The organism is Pseudocitrobacter sp. 2023LY-00077, from assembly GCF_055796175.1.
The window spans coordinates 126,566-143,069 of sequence record NZ_JBSPEI010000009.1 but is presented as its reverse complement, the minus strand read 5'-3'; the positions used below and the strand labels follow the sequence as shown (position 1 = coordinate 143,069).

Below are 16,504 nucleotides of genomic sequence, written 5' to 3'. Positions count from 1 at the left end.
AACACTAGCAAGGCTGTGTACATTTGTACATAAACAAACGAGGAGAAATATGGCCCGTCGACCCAACGATCCGCAGCGCCGGGAGCGCATCCTGGACGCCACGCTGGAAACCATCGCCGCCCACGGCATCAGCGCCGTCACGCACCGCAAAATTGCCAGTTGTGCCGATGTCCCGCTGGGATCGATGACCTATTACTTTGACGGCATTGAAGCATTACTGGTGGAGGCGTTTACCGTATTCACCGAACGGATGTCTCAGAAGTATCGCGACTTTTTCTGTGAGGTTGAAACCTCCGCAGCCGCCTGCGATGCCATCACTCAGCTTATCTTTAGCAGTGAAGTCACCACGCCGCGTAACATGACGCTGATGTATCAGTTGTATGCCTTTGCCAGCAATCGCCCGGCGTTAAAAGGCGTGATGCAAAACTGGATGCAGCGCAGCCAGCAAACGCTGGAGCAGTGGTTTGACCCGGCAACCGCCCGCGCGCTGGATGCGTTTATCGAAGGGATGACGCTACATTTTGTCACCGACCGCCAGCCGCTGACAAAGGGGCAGATACGGGAAACGGTGGGGAGGATTGCGGGGGCATCAATTTGTACAGGCATATCGAAAGGCTAGTACACGTTAAAATGTACCGGCCTTCATTATTCGTTCACATTAAGAGGAATGCACGACCATCTCTCTTTTGTTGTAACAAATTGAATTTTCTGGAATATCTTTGTTCAGAAAACACATCGCTCCAATTGTTACATTGTCTCCAATCGTCACGTTGTTCGAAATAATGCAGGTATTGGCCCCAATATCGACATTATGACCTATTTTTAGACAATACTTTGGAAGGTCAATATCCTTAACGCCAATCGTAACGCCTTGTTTTATAGATAAATTATCGCCAATTTCGGCAAATTTAGAAATAACAACATTGGTAAAGTGATGAATTCTTGGGCATCTTCCAATCTTTGCGCCTGGCATAATATCAACATTGAAAGTAGATATAAGCTTAAGATTCAGACGTTTAGCTGCAAGTCTATAATGGTGCTTTTTACTCATATGCATTTGGTTTGCCAGACGCCACCAAAACCAGAATAGACTGTTCTGAAGACTTTTTTTCTTCGCCTTACGATACTCCTTCACAACCCTTATCCATGAAAATGTGTATTTTGAACGTAACAACTCAAGCTGCCAGTAATGGGTCAGCATGGATAAATCTTCAGTCATTAAAAAAAGGATGATGCGAAAGTAAGGCATAGTGTCTCGCCAGCAGGTTCTTCGTCAGGCGTGTAGTGTACGCAAGCAAGTATCTGATGACCAGATTCAAAAAGGCACAATGTTTTCATCGCTCTTGCCATTCAGAACAGGGATGCAGGGGAGTGGGATAAGGATGGCAAAGTGAATGGGGGATTGGTGCGCCAGGCAACAAAAAACCCATCAACCTTGAACCAAATCTGGCGGGGTTGATGGGCTCCACAAAATGGGGACATCAAAGAAAAGCAGTGGCATAAGTTATGACTGACGCTTATGCGAAAAGTTCTCTGTATCCCTAAAAATTTTTCTAAACATTTAAGACTAAGAATTATCCTAGCCCAGGCCAAATGATGATAATCAGCGTACCGGCCAATGTTAACAACACGTTAGCAATCGCGTAGGTGCCTGCATAGCCCAGCGCTGGAATGTTGCTTCGTGCAGTATCGCTAATGATTTCCATCGCCGGTGCGCAGGTACGTGCGCCCATGATGGCACCGAACAGCAGCGCGCGGTTCATGCGCAGAATGTACGCGCCGAACAGGAAGCTAATCACCACCGGCACCAGGCTGACAATCAGCCCTGCGACCAGCATCTGGCCGCCGACTGCGCCGAGGCTATTGCCGATGCCGCTGCCTGCGCTTAAACCCACGCCCGCCATAAACACCATCAGGCCGAACTCTTTCACCATGTTCAGCGCGCCCTGCGGGATGTAGCCGAAGGTCGGGTGGTTTGCACGCAGGAAGCCGAGCATGATGCCAGCAAACAGCAGACCCGCCGCGTTACCGACGCCAAAGCTAAAGTTGCTGAACTGGAAGGTGATCATGCCGATCATCAGGCCGACAATAAAGAAGGCGCAGAAGGCCAGCAGGTCAGTGACCTGACTGTGAATAGAGACGAAGCCAATGCGGTCGGCAACGGTTTTCACGCGTCGAGCGTCGCCGCTCACCTGAAGCACATCGCCTTTATTCAGCACCACGTTATCGTCGATGGGCATTTCGATCTGGCTGCGAATGACGCGGTTGAGGAAGCAACCGTGGTCGGTGAGTTTCAGCTGCGCCAGGCGACGGCCAACGGCATTGTGGTTTTTGACCACGATTTCTTCGGTGACGATGCGCATGTCGAGCAGGTCGCGGTCGAACACTTCTTTACCGTTACGGAAGCTTGGGTCGAGACGGGCATGGGCGTCCGGATATCCCACCAGCGCAATTTCATCGCCCATTTGCAGTACCGCGTCGCCGTCCGGGTTCGCCAGAATGCCATTACGGCGAATACGCTCGATATAGCATCCGGTCTGGCGATAAATTCCCAGCTCGCGCAGGTTTTTACCGTCGGCCCACGCCACCAGTTCCGGGCCAACGCGATAGGCGCGGATAACCGGCAGGTAGACTTTACGATTGGTGTCCGTATCCAGACCACGTTCACGGGCGATTTGTTGGGCGCTGGTTTGCAGATCCTGATGTTGCAGTTTTGGCAGATAGCGCGCGCCGACAATCAGGCTGACCAGACCAATCAAATAGGTGAGGGCGTAGCCGAGGCTTAAGTGATCCTGGGCGATAGCCAGCAAGCCGGGTTCCATTCCCGAGTGGCGAAGGGTATCGCCTGCACCAACCAGCACTGGGGTAGAGGTCATGGAGCCAGCGAGCATACCGGCCGTCAGACCGATGTCCCAGCCGAACAGCTTACCGAGGCCCAGGGCAATCAGTAGGGCGCTACCAACCATCACCAGCGCCAGCATCAGATAATTTTTGCCGTCGCGGAAGAAAATTGAAAAAAAGTTAGGCCCGGCTTCCACGCCCACGCAGAAAATAAACAGCATAAAGCCGAGATTGAGCGCCTCCGTGTTAATACTGAAATGCTGCTGGCCTAATAACAGGGAGACGACTAAAACGCCAATAGAATTACCGAGTTGAACGGAACCCAGACGTAATTTTCCCAGGCAAAGGCCAAGTGCCAGCACCACGAATAATAACAGGATGTAATTCCCATTTAACAAATCTGCGACGTTTATATTCACGGAGACTAACTTCTTGTTTACCAGTAACTTGTTGAAAGAGTTGGTTATTTAGTCTAATGTTTTGGTTCAGACAGCCGCGTAATTGCCTCTGTTCTGTACCTACAAAATAACCAAAAAATTGAAGCCGTTAGTTTAATCGTTCCTTATCGCTTCGGCTAGCAACAATCGCTTTTTGTACTTAAGTGTTTTGGCACGGATGGCCAGATGCTTTATCTGACTGGGCGCCCAATGGGTGAAATGTTGAGTTTGATAGAGAATTTTTCAGGAGGATCCTTTGAGATCTGAACGCGGCTGGACCGGCGTGATCTGCTGTTTCCTGCTTTTTATCGTGGTTTTCTTTTCGTTGCTGCTGCATATGAAGGGCGCGTTTCGTGCGTCTGGCGCGCCTGAGCTGGGGTTATTGTTCTTTTTGATCCCGGGAGCGGTCGCCAGCTTTATTTCGCCAAGACGTCGCTTGTTACGGCCGCTGGTCGGCGCGATTCTGGCAGCGCCGTTGTGTATGGTGCTGATGCGGTTGTTTTTCTATTCTGAGCGTTCGTTCTGGCAGGAGCTGGCGTGGCTGTTTAGCGCGGTATTCTGGTGTGCGCTGGGGGCGTTGTGCTTCTTATTTGTGACGACCTTATTACGGTTGAAAAACCGTGATGCGGATGCCCACCCGCTGGATGGGCATCCGAAGGATTAAGCGTACAGGCCGAGGGTCTCTTTGGCCCAGGCTTCAAAATCCGTGCAACCGCCGATGTGCTGCTGATCAACGAAGATCTGCGGCACAGTCTCAACCGGCTTACCGACTGTTTTTTCCAGGTCAGCTTTGCTGATGCCTTCCGCATGAATATCAACGTAGCGATAGTTGAAGTCGTCACGTTCCTGCGTCAGTTTTTCAGCCAGTTCTTTTGCGCGAACACAGTACGGGCAACCCGGGCGACCAAAAATTACGGTGAACATCGTTTCTCTCCTCAACCTTAAAATAAGGCGCTCATCATGACCTTATTCCCTCTGGCGCGAAAGAAGGTTCTGCCTGTTGCTTCAATTCATTCTGGCTATGTGTGGCGAATTGCCCTGCAACAATCGCGGCGGCTGAGATAAACTTGTGGTCTGATAAAGCAGCACGGTTAAGCGGAGGACGCATGCGTTCGCTCGGGTCGTTACCCAAAAGCGTTTTGATTCTGGAAGCAATAGGCATGGTGTTGTTGGGGGCCGCCTGGCTCTCGCTTAACGGCTATGTCACATTGCCTGCGCCTGTCGCCAGCCAGGGGGCGGCGGTGGTGATGATTTTCGCCGGGATAATCCTGATGCTCCCCGCCGCCTTTGCCCTGTTTTGGGGCATGGCGCAAACCGTTGCACCACAACTGATGGAGCGTAATGCCAAAACGCCCCCTAAGCAAGATAAGGAAAAACATGATGACGCCGACCATTGATCTGCTTCTCAGCCACCGTTCTATTCGCCAGTTTACCGATAAGCCCATCAGTGACGAGCAACGCGCGGCGATTATCGCCAGCGCCCAGGCGGCATCCAGTTCGAGTTTTTTACAGTGCAGTTCGATTATCCGCGTCACCGATAAAGTGATGCGCGCGCAACTGGTCGAGATGACCGGCGGTCAACAGCATGTCGCACAGGCGGCGGAGTTCTGGGTTTTCTGCGCCGATTTTAACCGCCATCTGCAAATTTGCCCTGACGCGCAGCTCGGCCTGGCGGAGCAACTGCTGCTGGGCGTAGTCGATACCGCGCTGATGGGGCAGAATGCCTTTACCGCCGCAGAATCTCTTGGGCTTGGCGGCGTTTACATCGGCGGAATTCGTAACAGCATTGAGGCGGTGACCGAGCTGCTGAAGCTGCCTAAACACGTGCTGCCGCTGTTTGGTTTGTGCCTGGGCTGGCCGGACAGCAACCCGGATATCAAACCGCGCCTGCCTGCCTCTATCGTGGTGCATGAAAACCACTATCAGCCGCTGGATGCCGACGAACTGGCGAAATACGACGAACAGCTTGCGGAATATTATCTGTCTCGTGGCAGCAACACGCGCCGTGACACCTGGAGCGATCATATTCGCCGCACCATCATCAAAGAGAATCGTCCGTTTATTCTCGATTATCTGCACAAGCAGGGCTGGGCGACCCGCTAATAATCTTCATCCTTCGAATTGTCTCTGCGTTGGCTGCGCGCGTTGATACGATTCGAATGATTTGATTATTAGATAGAAAAAAAGGCCGCCGGACACCATTTTTCTTCCGGCGGTACGTGTATCATACGCGGGCTTTTTTCAGGTTTTTTAGCGAGGTAAAAGGTGAAAATTGCCATTTTGTCCCGGGATGGAACGCTCTATTCCTGTAAGCGTCTGCGTGAAGCGGCAATGCGCCGTGGTCATATCGTCGAAATTCTTGACCCGCTCTCCTGCTATATGAACATCAGCCCGTCGGCGTCGTCCATCCACTATAAAGGGCGCAAGCTCCCGCATTTTGACGCGGTTATCCCGCGTATTGGGTCGGCGATCACCTTTTATGGCACGGCGGCGCTGCGTCAGTTTGAATTGCTGGGCAGCTATCCGCTTAATGAATCCGTCGCCATCACCCGCGCGCGTGACAAGCTGCGTTCGCTGCAACTGCTGGCGCGTCAGGGCATCGACCTGCCGGTGACCGGTATTGCCCATTCGCCTGATGACACCAGCGATTTAATCGATATGGTCGACGGCGCGCCGCTGGTGGTGAAGCTGGTGGAAGGCACGCAGGGTATTGGCGTCGTGCTTGCCGAGACGCGTCAGGCAGCGGAAAGTGTGATTGATGCCTTTCGCGGCTTAAACGCGCATATCCTGGTGCAAGAATATATTGAAGAGGCGAAGGGATGCGACATTCGCTGCCTGGTGGTCGGTGATCGCGTGGTGGCGGCGATTGAGCGGCGAGCGAAAGAGGGGGATTTCCGCTCTAACTTACATCGCGGTGGCGTGGCGACGGTGGCGGAAATTACCCTGCGCGAGCGCGAAATTGCCGTGAAGGCGGCGCAAACCCTGGGGCTTGATGTCGCCGGTGTGGATATTCTGCGCGCCACGCGCGGGCCGCTGGTGATGGAAGTGAACGCTTCGCCGGGGCTGGAAGGCATCGAGAAAACCACCGGTATTGATATCGCGGGCAAAATGGTCGAGTGGATTGAGCGTCAGGCGCACCCCGGTTTTTGCCTTAAAATCGGCGGCTAAGACTGTTTTTTCGGCTTTCGTGGTATACGCGTGCAATTTTGCGTAAGCTATAGCGATCGAATGCCGGGCCCATTGCCCGGTTTTGTTCTGTTTTAAACCGCATGAGGTCATAGGTCATATGGATTCACTCGTCGTCCCGAGTCTGGATACGTTACGTCAGTGGCTCGACGAATCAGGCATCAGCTTCTATGAGTGCGATACCTGTCAGGCGTTGCACCTGCCGCATATGCAAAATTTTGATGGCGTGTTTGACGCTAAAATCGACCTTATTGATAACACTATTCTCTTCTCTGCGCTGGCGGAAATTCGTCCAACCGCACTGTTAGCGATGGCAGCGGATCTCTCTGCGATTAATGCCAGTTCGCTGACCGTGAAGGCGTTCATCGATATACAGGATGATAATCTGCCAAAACTGGTGGTTTGCCAGTCTTTATCTGCCTCTGTTGGCGTGGCCTACGAGCAGTTCGTGGCCTTCATGCGTCAAAGCGAAGAGCAGGTGTCGATGGTGATTCTGGAGGCTTTCGCGCAGCAGCTACTGTTTAAAGCGGAAGAAGAGGAAGAACAGCCATCTGAAGAGATTCAATACCACTTTCTTCACTGATTCCACCCCCTGAATAGCGCAGCCACTGCCAGAGCGGCTGCGTATCACGTTCGTTTATTCCGTATTTAACCTATTTTTAAAGATTCATTCACTACCTGAAAGACCCTTTTGGCCTATCAGATAGAGTGATCTTGCATAAAAAATTGATAAAAGGCGTTTTTAACGCTGAGCTATAGCCTCTATCTCTGGCTACAGTTATTCTTGCGATGCCCGGATGATCCCCCTCAATAGCCAGACCTTTCGCAGATTTGGCGAGGTTTTTGCATCCGTTAAGCGAGCAACGACTGCGGCGAGAGGAACCATTTCTTCTTCAATGCGGTACGACAAAAATATGCATGAATATTGCATACCTCCGACTGCGTGTATTTGGTCCAAATGTTAACGGACGTTGAGAAGGAAAAGAGATATGGCCGCTTTCAGTAAAAAATGGTTAACGGGTCTGGTGACGGGTGTGCTGATGGCCACCTCGGCAAGCGCGCTCGCTGCGGAGCAAAAAACGCTGCATATCTATAACTGGTCTGATTATATCGCGCCGGATACGGTGGCGAATTTTGAAAAAGAGACCGGCATAAAAGTGGTGTATGACGTTTTCGATTCCAACGAAGTGCTGGAAGGAAAACTGATGGCGGGCAGCACCGGGTTTGACCTTGTCGTACCCTCGGCGAGCTTCCTGGAGCGCCAGTTAACGGCGGGCGTATTCCACCCGCTGGATAAAAGCAAACTGCCTAACTGGAAAAATCTCGACCCGGAAGTACTGAAGCTGGTGGCGAAACACGATCCGGATAATAAGTACGCGATGCCCTATATGTGGGCAACCACCGGCATTGGCTACAACGTTGATAAAGTGAAAGCGGTGCTCGGCGCCGATGCGCCTGTGAACAGCTGGGATCTTATCTTCAAACCTGAAAATCTGGAGAAGCTGAAAAGCTGCGGCGTCTCCTTCCTCGATGCCCCGGAAGAGGTCTTTGCCACCGTGCTGAATTATCTGGGCAAAGACCCGAACAGCACCAAAGCGGATGACTACACCGGCCCGGCGACGGACCTGCTGCTGAAGCTGCGTCCGAACGTGCGTTACTTCCACTCCTCGCAATATATCAACGACCTGGCGAATGGCGATATCTGCGTGGCCATCGGCTGGGCGGGTGATGTATGGCAGGCGGCGAACCGCGCGAAAGAAGCGAAAAACGGCGTGAATGTTTCCTTCAGCATTCCGAAAGAGGGGGCCATGGCGTTCTTTGATGTCTTCGCTATGCCTGCCGATGCGAAAAACAAAGATGAAGCCTATCAGTTCCTCAACTATCTGATGAAACCCGAGGTGGTCGCACATATCAGCGATCACGTCTTCTACGCTAATGCCAACAAAGCATCAACCCCGTTGGTTAGCGAAGCGATTCGCAACAACCCTGGCATTTATCCACCGCCGGATGTCTTCGCCAAACTCTTCACCCTGAAAGTGCAGGAGCCGAAGATTGATCGCGTGCGTACCCGCGCGTGGACCAAAGTAAAAAGCGGTAAATAACTGATGCAATCCGCCCGGCGCGCGCTGCCGGGCGGATTGGCAGCGCAGTTTTTCGTATGGCAACCGGGCCATAACGAGTGTGTTTTTTTGCCGGAGAGCACCCCATTGAACGACGCGACCCCCCGCCCACAGGCGAAAATCCGTAAAGCGCTCACCCCGCTGCTGGAGATCCGTAACCTGACCAAATCCTATGACGGCCAGCATGCTGTGGATGACGTCAGCCTCACCATTTATAAAGGCGAAATTTTTGCGCTGCTTGGCGCATCCGGCTGCGGAAAATCCACGCTGCTGCGTATGCTGGCGGGCTTTGAACAGCCCAGCACCGGGCAGATTATGCTCGATGGCGTCGACCTGGCACATGTTCCGCCCTATCAGCGTCCGATCAACATGATGTTTCAGTCCTACGCCTTGTTTCCCCATATGACCGTGGAGCAAAACATTGCTTTTGGCCTGAAGCAGGACAAACTGCCGAAGGCGGAAATTAGCGCCCGGGTAGCGGAAATGCTGGCACTGGTGCATATGCAGGAATTTGCCAAACGTAAACCGCACCAGCTATCCGGCGGCCAGCGGCAGCGTGTGGCGCTGGCGAGAAGCCTGGCGAAGCGACCAAAGCTATTGCTGCTGGATGAGCCGATGGGCGCGCTGGATAAGAAACTGCGCGACCGGATGCAGCTGGAAGTGGTCGATATTCTGGAGCGCGTCGGCGCGACCTGCGTGATGGTGACACACGACCAGGAAGAGGCGATGACCATGGCCGGGCGCATCGCCATTATGAATCGCGGCAAGTTTGTACAGATTGGCGAGCCGGAAGAGATTTACGAGCACCCGACCACCCGCTACAGCGCGGAGTTTATTGGTTCAGTAAATGTCTTTGAAGGGCTGCTCAAATCGCGCGAAGAAGATGGCCTGGTGATTGATTCTCCGGGGCTGGTGCATCCATTGAAAGTCGATGCCGATGCATCCGTAGTAGATAACGTCCCGGTGTATGTCGCGCTGCGACCGGAAAAAATCATGCTCTGCGACGCGCCGCCTGAAAATGGCTATAACTTTGCCGTGGGGGAAGTGGTGCATATCGCTTATCTCGGCGATTTATCGATTTATCACGTGCGCTTAAAAAGCGGGCAGATGATCAGTGCACAGCTACAGAATGAACATCGCTACCGAAAAGGATTACCCACCTGGGGCGATGAGGTGCGTCTGTGCTGGGATGCCGACAGCTGCGTCGTTCTGACGGTGTAAGGAGGGCGAATGAGTGCTTTAGAATCGCCAGCCCGCGTCGCGAAACCTGCGGGCTTTGCCCAGTGGCTTACGCGTATGAACGTCGCGCACGGGCGTAAATTGGTTATCGCGCTGCCGTTTATCTGGCTAATTTTGCTGTTTTTGCTGCCATTTATAACGGTATTCAAAATCAGCCTAGCCGAGATGGCGCGCGCGATCCCGCCGTATACGGATCTCATGTCGTGGGACGACGGGCAGCTTACGCTGTCGCTTAATTTTGGCAACTTCCTGCAATTGACCGACGATCCCTTGTACATCGAGGCCTATTTCCAGTCGTTGCAGGTGGCGGCTATTTCGACGATCTTCTGCCTGCTGTTGGGCTACCCGCTGGCGTGGGCGGTGGCGCACAGTAAACCATCGACGCGCAATATTCTGTTATTGCTGGTGATCCTGCCGTCGTGGACGTCGTTTTTGATTCGCGTTTATGCCTGGATGGGCATCCTGAAAGGCAACGGCGTGCTGAGTAATTTCCTGCAATGGGCGGGCATTATCGACCAGCCGCTGGAGATCCTGCACACCAATCTCGCGGTGTATATCGGCATTGTGTACGCCTATCTGCCGTTTATGGTGCTGCCTATCTACACGGCGTTGACGCGGATTGATTACTCGCTGGTGGAAGCCTCGCTGGATCTGGGCGCAAGGCCGCTGAAAACCTTCTTCAGCGTGATTGTGCCGTTAACCAAAGGCGGGATTATTGCCGGATCGATGCTGGTGTTTATTCCGGCGGTGGGGGAGTTTGTGATACCTGAACTGCTCGGCGGCCCGGATAGCATCATGATTGGCCGCGTGCTGTGGCAGGAGTTCTTTAACAACCGCGACTGGCCGGTGGCGTCGGCGGTGGCGATCGTCATGCTCCTGCTGCTGATTGTGCCGATTATGTGGTTCCACAAACATCAGCAAAAACAGATGGGAGAACACGGATGAACAACTTACCGGTCGTCCGCTCACCATGGCGAATTCTGATTCTGGTGCTCGGATTTACGTTTCTGTATGCGCCGATGCTGATGCTGGTGATTTACTCCTTCAACAGCTCAAAGCTGGTGACGGTATGGGCGGGGTGGTCAACGCGCTGGTACGGCGAACTGTTCCGCGATGATGCAATGATGAGCGCGGTAGGGATTAGCCTGACTATTGCCGCCTGCGCGGCAACGATGGCGGCAATTCTGGGCACGATTGCGGCGGTGGTGATGGTGCGTTTTGGCCGTTTTCGCGGCTCCAACGGCTTTGCCTTTATGATAACCGCGCCGCTGGTGATGCCTGATGTGATCACCGGTTTATCGTTATTACTGCTGTTCGTTTCGCTCGGTCACGCCATCGGCTGGCCGTCCGATCGCGGCATGCTCACCATTTGGCTGGCGCACGTCACGTTCTGTACGGCGTATGTGGCGGTGGTGATTTCGTCGCGGCTGCGTGAGCTGGACCGCTCGATTGAAGAAGCGGCGATGGACCTCGGGGCGACGCCGCTGAAAGTGTTCTTTATCATTACTTTGCCGATGATTATGCCGGCGGTGATCTCGGGCTGGCTGCTGGCGTTTACGCTCTCGCTGGACGATCTGGTGATTGCCAGCTTCGTTTCCGGGCCAGGGGCGACCACGCTGCCGATGCTGGTCTTCTCCAACGTGCGTATGGGCGTCAACCCGGAAATCAACGCCCTGGCGACGCTCATTCTCGCGGTAGTAGGAATTGTCGGATTTATCGCCTGGTACCTGATGGCGCGCGCAGAAAAACAACGTACGCGTGATATCCAGCGTGCAAGACAAGGATAATCCTCTTAAAATTAAGGAAGGTTGTATTCGGTTCCCTGTCCGCAGGGAACCGTTTTCACGGAAGACGACATCTTGGGATTCTTTGCTAAAACCGGCCGTTCACATGCCAGCTTAAACGTTCCTGCTCTGGTGCAGGTGGCGGCGCTCGCCATTATTTTGATCCGTTGCCTCGATCTGCTGATGATTTTCAATCTGCTGGGTCTGCGCGGACTCCTCGATTTTATTCATCGCAGCGTGCAAACCTGGAACCTGACGCTGGTGTTTCTGGCGAGCCTGATTCTGGTGTTTGTTGAAATCTGGTGTGCGTTTTCGGTGGTAAAAGGGCGCAACTGGGCGCGCTGGCTCTATCTGCTGACGCAAATTATCGCTGCCAGCTATTTATGGGCCGCGTCGCTGGGTTATGGATACCCGGAACTTTTCAGCATCGCCGGGGAGTCAAAACGTGAAATATTCCGCTCGCTGGTGATGCAGAAAATGCCGGATATGCTGGTCCTGTTCCTGCTTTTTGTCCCGGCACACAGTCGACGGTTTTTCCGCTTCCAATAACGGTGATACAATCGCCGCCCCTGAATTTCTGAAGGTCTTTGTATGCAGTGCGCACTTTATGACGCGGGTCGCTGTCGCTCCTGTCAGTGGATTGAACAGCCGGTAAACGATCAACTCGCCGCCAAAATGAACGATCTCCACACGCTGCTGGCCGGGCAGACGGTGGCGTCGTGGTGCGCACCCGTCAGCGGGCCGGAGCAGGGCTTTCGTAATAAAGCCAAAATGGTGGTCAGCGGCAGCGTGGAAAAACCGCTGCTGGGCATGCTGCATCGCGACGGCACGCCGGTTGACCTGACCGATTGCCCGCTGTATCCCGACTCTTTCGCGCCGGTTTTCGCCGCGCTCAAACCGTTCATTGCCCGCGCCGGGCTCACGCCCTATAACGTCGCGCGTAAACGCGGCGAGCTGAAGTATCTGCTGCTGACCGAAAGCCAGCGCGATGGCGGCATGATGCTGCGCTTTGTGCTGCGCTCAGAAAGTAAGCTTGAACAGCTGCACGCTGCGCTGCCCGCGTTGCAGGCGCAGTTACCGCAGCTGAAAGTGATCACCGCCAATATTCAGCCGGTACACATGGCGATCATGGAAGGCGAGCAGGAGATTTTCTTCACCGAACAGCAGGCGCTGGCGGAAACGTTTAATGGCGTACCGCTGTGGATCCGTCCGCAAAGTTTCTTCCAGACCAACCCGACCGTTGCCAGCGCCTTATACGCGACGGCACGCGACTGGGTGCGCGCACTGCCGGTCACGCACATGTGGGATCTCTTCTGTGGCGTCGGCGGTTTTGGTCTGCACTGCGCGACACCGGAGATGACCCTCACCGGTATCGAAATTGCCCCGGAAGCCATCGCCTGTGCGAAGCAGTCTGCGGCACAACTGGGGCTCACTAAGCTTCAGTTTCAGGCGCTTGATTCCACGCAGTTTGCCACCGCCCAGGGTGACGTGCCCGAGCTGGTGCTGGTTAATCCGCCGCGTCGGGGCATTGGTAAAGCGCTGTGCGATTACTTAAGCCAGATGGCCCCGCCGTTTATTATCTACTCCAGCTGTAACGCTCAGACGATGGCGAAAGATATTGCCAGTCTGCCGGGCTACCGCATCGCGCGGGTTCAGCTGTTCGACATGTTCCCGCATACCGCCCACTACGAAGTGCTTACCCTGCTGGTAAAAAGCGGAAGTTAAACAAAATGTGAACTTTTGCCGGACGGAAATCAGGTAAGCTTTATCTCAGAAGAGATGGAAAAGGCACTGATTGATGACGGCAAAACAGATCCTGCTGGTGGAAGACGATCGCGATATCGCCACGCTGCTGCAACTCAACCTTGAAGATGAAGGCTATACCATCGTCCATGAAGAGGACGGCGGCAGGGCGTTGCAGCGCCTGGAGCAGACGCAATGGGATATGGTTATCCTTGATTTAATGCTGCCTAACGTCGATGGGTTGACGATTTGCCAGCGCATTCGCGAGCGCGGGCGCTATCTGCCGGTGATTATCATCAGCGCGCGCAGCAGCGAAACGGAGCGGATTCTGGGCCTTGAAACCGGGGCCGATGATTATCTGGCAAAACCTTTCTCGGTACAGGAGCTGGTGGCGCGTATCAAAGCACTGTTCCGTCGCCAGCAGGCAATGGGGCAGGATGTGCAGCAAACCAGCGGCACTATTGCCGCCCATGGTCTGGTGATCGACCCGCTGGCGCGTAGCGTGCGTTTGCGCGGTAATCTGGTCGATCTCACCCCGCGCGAATTTGATTTACTGTGGTTCTTCGCCCGCCATCCGGGGAAAATTTTCTCGCGCCTTGATCTGCTGGAGCAGGTGTGGGGCTATCAGCATGAAGGCTACGAACACACGGTGAATACGCATATTAACCGCCTGCGCGTCAAAATCGAACATAACGCCGCCGAGCCGGAAATCATTCTGACCGTCTGGGGCAAAGGCTATCGTTTTGTTGGAGGCCCGGCATGAAAGCGAAACTGAGCCTGAGCCAGCGCTTAACGCTACTGTTTATTCTGCTGCTGGTATTGTGCGCAACCATCGCCGGGGCGGTGCAACTCTACAGCAGCATGCAGTTTGGTAATGCGATGGTGCAGCGGCTGTCGGCGAATCTGGCGCAGCAAATTGTACGCAGCGAGCCGCTGATGGATGCGCAGGGCAGGGCGGATCGCAACACGTTAAAACCGCTCTTTGACCGTCTGATGACCTTTAACCCCAGCGTGGAGCTCTATGTTATCTCGCCCGACGGCGAGATTCTGGCCGATGCCGCGCCACCCGGGCATATCAAACGCCAGCGCGTCGCGCTCGCCCCCGTCGAACAGTTCCTGAATCAGGGTACGATGCCAGTGTATGGCGACGACCCGCGCAGTGCTGATAAGCATAAAGTCTTCAGCGCCGCGCCGCTGCGTCAGGATGGTGAACTGCGCGGGTATCTGTACATCATTTTGCAAGGTGAAGAACTCAACGCGCTGGCAGAAAATGCCTGGCATAAGACCCTGTGGAGCACGCTGCTGTGGGCGCTGTTGTTGGTTGCAGGCGTCGGTGTATTGGTGGCGATGCTGGTGCGTCAGTGGGTGACGCGCCCGGTGAATGCCCTAACGCGCGAGGCCAGCCGTATCGATCAGGACAGCATTAGCGCGATTAAACATCTGGCAACCCAGCCAACGGTCGAAAAGCCGGGCGATGAAGTGGCGTTGCTGCGCAATACGTTTATCGAGCTGGCGCGCAAGATTGCCTCGCAGTGGGATGAACTGGCCGACAGCGATCGCCAGCGGCGCGAGTTTATCGCCAATATTTCGCATGACCTGCGCACGCCGCTCACTTCGCTATTAGGTTATCTCGAAACCCTGTCAATGAAAGCCGCGACGCTGACGCCAGAAGAATCCCGGCATTATCTGGAAATCGCCCTGCGTCAGGGGCACAAAGTGCGTCATCTTTCGCAGGAGCTGTTTGAGCTGGCCCGGCTGGAGCATGGGGCGATTAAACCGCAGCGGGAGCGCTTTGCCCTGAGTGAACTGGTTTCCGATGTGGTGCAAAAATTTGATCTCTCCCTTGAGACGCGCAAAATCACCTTACAGACGGAGATCCCCGGGCATTTACCGCTGATCAACGCCGATCTCTCGATGGTGGAGCGCGTGGTGACCAATTTGCTTGATAACGCGATTCGTCATACGCCGCCGGGTGGAACGATCCGCCTGAAAATCTGGCAGCAGGAGGAACGGTTGCAGATGGAAGTGGCCGACAGCGGGCCAGGCATTGATGCAGCGGTGCGGGAACAGCTTTTTGTTCGCCCTTCGGCGCTCAGCCAGCAGGCGACGCGCGAGAAGCGCGGTGGGTTAGGTTTGCTGATCGTCAAAAAAATGCTGGAACTGCACGGTGGGGGCATTGGGCTGGTGGAATCGACGGGCGGGGCGTGTTTTCGGTTTTGGCTTCCGTGTGGGCGGTAGTTGCCGGATGGCGGGGTAGCCGCCATCCGGCGAAGAGATATTACTCTGGGAACCACTGATTGCTGATTTTCTGATACGTGCCGTCAGCTTTAATCGCTTTCAGCGCGCCGTTCAGTTTTTCCAGCAGGGCTTTGTTATCCGGACGAACCGCAATGCCCAGACCCGTGCCGAAGTATTGCGGATCGGTCACTTTCTCGGTCGCTGCGCCCAGCTGCGGGTTCGTTTTCAGCCACTCGTTCACCACCGCGGTATCACCAAACACACCATCAATACGGCCATTTTTCAGGTCGATAATCGCGTTCTGGTAGCTGTCATACGCCACGGTTTTCACTTCCGGATGTTTATCCATCAGGTATTTCTGGTGTGTGGTGCCGTTTTCCATCCCGATGCGTTTGCCTTTCAGGTCAGCGAAGGTTTTATAGGTATCTTTCTTTGCGATGACCAGTGCGGAGTTGGCGTAGTATGGCTCGGTGAATGCGACCTGCTTGCTACGTTCCGGAGTGATATCCATGCCGGAAATTACGGCGTCATATTTTTTGAATTTCAGCGCAGGGATCAGGCTGTCGAACGCATGGTTAGTGAAGGTGCACTCTGCCTGCATCTGTTTGCACAACGCTTTCGCCAGATCGATATCAAAGCCGACAATCTGATTGCTGGCATCCATCGACTCAAACGGTGGGTAAGTTGCGGAAACGCCAAAGTTGATTTTATCAGCGGCGCTGGCGCCAGCGGCGAAGGTGGCAAGTAATGCGGCCAGAACTAACTTTTTCATCGGTAAGGCTCCCGTCTGTCAAAATTAAAAGATGCTGCCCTGCGTGTGGCATGAATATATCCTGCCTGCTTTTGAATTTATATGCAATAAAAATGATTTTTTATTTTGTTGATTATAAAAAAAAGCGGACAACTTATAAGGTTG

18 protein-coding genes are annotated in these 16,504 nt (G+C 54.0%); 14 read left to right on the top strand and 4 right to left on the bottom strand.

Annotated features, from left to right (window positions below):
* Window positions 1–49: 49 nt before the first annotated feature.
* Window positions 50–619 carry a TetR/AcrR family transcriptional regulator gene (locus ACWWFX_RS13445; protein ID WP_473224015.1) on the top strand — a complete coding sequence of 190 codons (570 nt, stop codon included), beginning with the start codon at window positions 50–52 and terminating at the stop codon, window positions 617–619.
* Window positions 620–658: 39 nt separating this feature from the next.
* Here ACWWFX_RS13445 and ACWWFX_RS13440 read toward each other — a convergent pair whose 3' ends face one another.
* Both ACWWFX_RS13440 and ACWWFX_RS13435 read right to left on the bottom strand, forming a co-directional pair.
* Window positions 659–1,249, bottom strand: coding sequence for a serine acetyltransferase (locus ACWWFX_RS13440; protein ID WP_276218093.1), 591 nt, complete (start codon window positions 1,247–1,249; stop codon window positions 659–661).
* A 325-nt stretch (window positions 1,250–1,574) separates the two neighbouring features.
* On the bottom strand, window positions 1,575–3,260 hold the full coding sequence (locus tag ACWWFX_RS13435; RefSeq protein ID WP_108474643.1) for an aspartate:alanine antiporter: 1,686 nt from the start codon (window positions 3,258–3,260) through the stop codon (window positions 1,575–1,577).
* Window positions 3,261–3,534: 274 nt separating this feature from the next.
* Between ACWWFX_RS13435 and ACWWFX_RS13430 the strand changes: the two genes are divergently transcribed.
* The gene (locus tag ACWWFX_RS13430; protein ID WP_015965156.1) at window positions 3,535–3,942 is read left to right on the top strand and encodes an inner membrane protein YbjM; all 408 of its coding nucleotides are present in this window, start codon (window positions 3,535–3,537) and stop codon (window positions 3,940–3,942) included.
* Here the strand turns inward: ACWWFX_RS13430 and ACWWFX_RS13425 are convergent.
* On the bottom strand, window positions 3,939–4,202 hold the full coding sequence (locus ACWWFX_RS13425) for a GrxA family glutaredoxin (RefSeq protein WP_015965155.1): 264 nt from the start codon (window positions 4,200–4,202) through the stop codon (window positions 3,939–3,941). The two genes, ACWWFX_RS13430 and ACWWFX_RS13425, sit on opposite strands and share 4 nt — an antisense overlap.
* A 182-nt stretch (window positions 4,203–4,384) precedes the next feature.
* Here ACWWFX_RS13425 and ACWWFX_RS13420 point away from each other — a divergent pair, with 182 nt between their 5' ends.
* From ACWWFX_RS13420 to ACWWFX_RS13365, 12 genes are all read left to right on the top strand, one after another.
* Window positions 4,385–4,675: a YbjC family protein gene (locus ACWWFX_RS13420; RefSeq protein WP_276218087.1), complete on the top strand. Its 291-nt coding sequence runs from the start codon at window positions 4,385–4,387 to the stop codon at window positions 4,673–4,675.
* Window positions 4,659–5,381 (top strand): oxygen-insensitive NADPH nitroreductase, encoded by a 723-nt coding sequence (gene nfsA / locus ACWWFX_RS13415; RefSeq protein WP_276218602.1) that lies wholly within the window; start codon window positions 4,659–4,661, stop codon window positions 5,379–5,381. Before ACWWFX_RS13420 ends, nfsA begins: the two co-directional genes overlap by 17 nt.
* Before the next feature lie 162 nt (window positions 5,382–5,543).
* The gene (gene rimK / locus ACWWFX_RS13410) at window positions 5,544–6,446 is read left to right on the top strand and encodes a 30S ribosomal protein S6--L-glutamate ligase (RefSeq protein WP_473224014.1); all 903 of its coding nucleotides are present in this window, start codon (window positions 5,544–5,546) and stop codon (window positions 6,444–6,446) included.
* 118 nt (window positions 6,447–6,564) lie between these two features.
* A complete protein-coding gene (locus ACWWFX_RS13405) occupies window positions 6,565–7,047 on the top strand; it encodes a type III secretion system chaperone family protein (RefSeq protein ID WP_231827861.1) in 483 nt (160 codons plus the stop codon).
* Window positions 7,048–7,453: 406 nt separating this feature from the next.
* Window positions 7,454–8,566 (top strand): spermidine/putrescine ABC transporter substrate-binding protein PotF, encoded by a 1,113-nt coding sequence (gene potF, locus ACWWFX_RS13400; protein ID WP_276218084.1) that lies wholly within the window; start codon window positions 7,454–7,456, stop codon window positions 8,564–8,566.
* A gap of 105 nt (window positions 8,567–8,671) precedes the next feature.
* The gene (gene potG, locus ACWWFX_RS13395) at window positions 8,672–9,805 is read left to right on the top strand and encodes a putrescine ABC transporter ATP-binding subunit PotG (protein WP_015965149.1); all 1,134 of its coding nucleotides are present in this window, start codon (window positions 8,672–8,674) and stop codon (window positions 9,803–9,805) included.
* A 9-nt stretch (window positions 9,806–9,814) separates the two neighbouring features.
* Window positions 9,815–10,768: a putrescine ABC transporter permease PotH gene (potH, locus tag ACWWFX_RS13390; RefSeq protein WP_473224013.1), complete on the top strand. Its 954-nt coding sequence runs from the start codon at window positions 9,815–9,817 to the stop codon at window positions 10,766–10,768.
* Window positions 10,765–11,610 (top strand): putrescine ABC transporter permease PotI, encoded by an 846-nt coding sequence (gene potI / locus ACWWFX_RS13385; protein WP_473224012.1) that lies wholly within the window; start codon window positions 10,765–10,767, stop codon window positions 11,608–11,610. Before potH ends, potI begins: the two co-directional genes overlap by 4 nt.
* A 21-nt stretch (window positions 11,611–11,631) precedes the next feature.
* Window positions 11,632–12,156, top strand: coding sequence for a YbjO family protein (locus ACWWFX_RS13380; protein WP_276218080.1), 525 nt, complete (start codon window positions 11,632–11,634; stop codon window positions 12,154–12,156).
* Between the two features lie 42 nt (window positions 12,157–12,198).
* Window positions 12,199–13,332: a 23S rRNA (uracil(747)-C(5))-methyltransferase RlmC gene (gene rlmC / locus ACWWFX_RS13375; RefSeq protein ID WP_473224011.1), complete on the top strand. Its 1,134-nt coding sequence runs from the start codon at window positions 12,199–12,201 to the stop codon at window positions 13,330–13,332.
* Between the two features lie 73 nt (window positions 13,333–13,405).
* The gene (locus ACWWFX_RS13370) at window positions 13,406–14,113 is read left to right on the top strand and encodes a response regulator transcription factor (RefSeq protein ID WP_473224010.1); all 708 of its coding nucleotides are present in this window, start codon (window positions 13,406–13,408) and stop codon (window positions 14,111–14,113) included.
* Window positions 14,110–15,588 (top strand): sensor histidine kinase, encoded by a 1,479-nt coding sequence (locus ACWWFX_RS13365; RefSeq protein ID WP_473224009.1) that lies wholly within the window; start codon window positions 14,110–14,112, stop codon window positions 15,586–15,588. The genes ACWWFX_RS13370 and ACWWFX_RS13365 overlap by 4 nt, the downstream gene beginning before the upstream one ends.
* A gap of 40 nt (window positions 15,589–15,628) precedes the next feature.
* On the opposite strand, the gene artJ is transcribed toward ACWWFX_RS13365, so the two are convergent.
* Window positions 15,629–16,360, bottom strand: coding sequence for an arginine ABC transporter substrate-binding protein ArtJ (gene artJ, locus ACWWFX_RS13360; protein ID WP_108474629.1), 732 nt, complete (start codon window positions 16,358–16,360; stop codon window positions 15,629–15,631).
* Window positions 16,361–16,504: the final 144 nt, after the last annotated feature.

Coding starts and splice junctions, on each gene's coding strand:
- nfsA (WP_276218602.1), top strand. CDS start 4,659: ATGACGCCGACCATTGATCTGCTTCTCAGCCACCGTTCTATTCGCCAG.
- ACWWFX_RS13445 (WP_473224015.1), top strand. CDS start 50: ATGGCCCGTCGACCCAACGATCCGCAGCGCCGGGAGCGCATCCTGGAC.
- potI (WP_473224012.1), top strand. CDS start 10,765: ATGAACAACTTACCGGTCGTCCGCTCACCATGGCGAATTCTGATTCTG.
- ACWWFX_RS13365 (WP_473224009.1), top strand. CDS start 14,110: ATGAAAGCGAAACTGAGCCTGAGCCAGCGCTTAACGCTACTGTTTATT.
- ACWWFX_RS13440 (WP_276218093.1), bottom strand. CDS start 1,249: ATGCCTTACTTTCGCATCATCCTTTTTTTAATGACTGAAGATTTATCC.
- ACWWFX_RS13405 (WP_231827861.1), top strand. CDS start 6,565: ATGGATTCACTCGTCGTCCCGAGTCTGGATACGTTACGTCAGTGGCTC.
- potH (WP_473224013.1), top strand. CDS start 9,815: ATGAGTGCTTTAGAATCGCCAGCCCGCGTCGCGAAACCTGCGGGCTTT.
- ACWWFX_RS13370 (WP_473224010.1), top strand. CDS start 13,406: ATGACGGCAAAACAGATCCTGCTGGTGGAAGACGATCGCGATATCGCC.
- artJ (WP_108474629.1), bottom strand. CDS start 16,360: ATGAAAAAGTTAGTTCTGGCCGCATTACTTGCCACCTTCGCCGCTGGC.
- ACWWFX_RS13420 (WP_276218087.1), top strand. CDS start 4,385: ATGCGTTCGCTCGGGTCGTTACCCAAAAGCGTTTTGATTCTGGAAGCA.
- rlmC (WP_473224011.1), top strand. CDS start 12,199: ATGCAGTGCGCACTTTATGACGCGGGTCGCTGTCGCTCCTGTCAGTGG.
- ACWWFX_RS13425 (WP_015965155.1), bottom strand. CDS start 4,202: ATGTTCACCGTAATTTTTGGTCGCCCGGGTTGCCCGTACTGTGTTCGC.
- potF (WP_276218084.1), top strand. CDS start 7,454: ATGGCCGCTTTCAGTAAAAAATGGTTAACGGGTCTGGTGACGGGTGTG.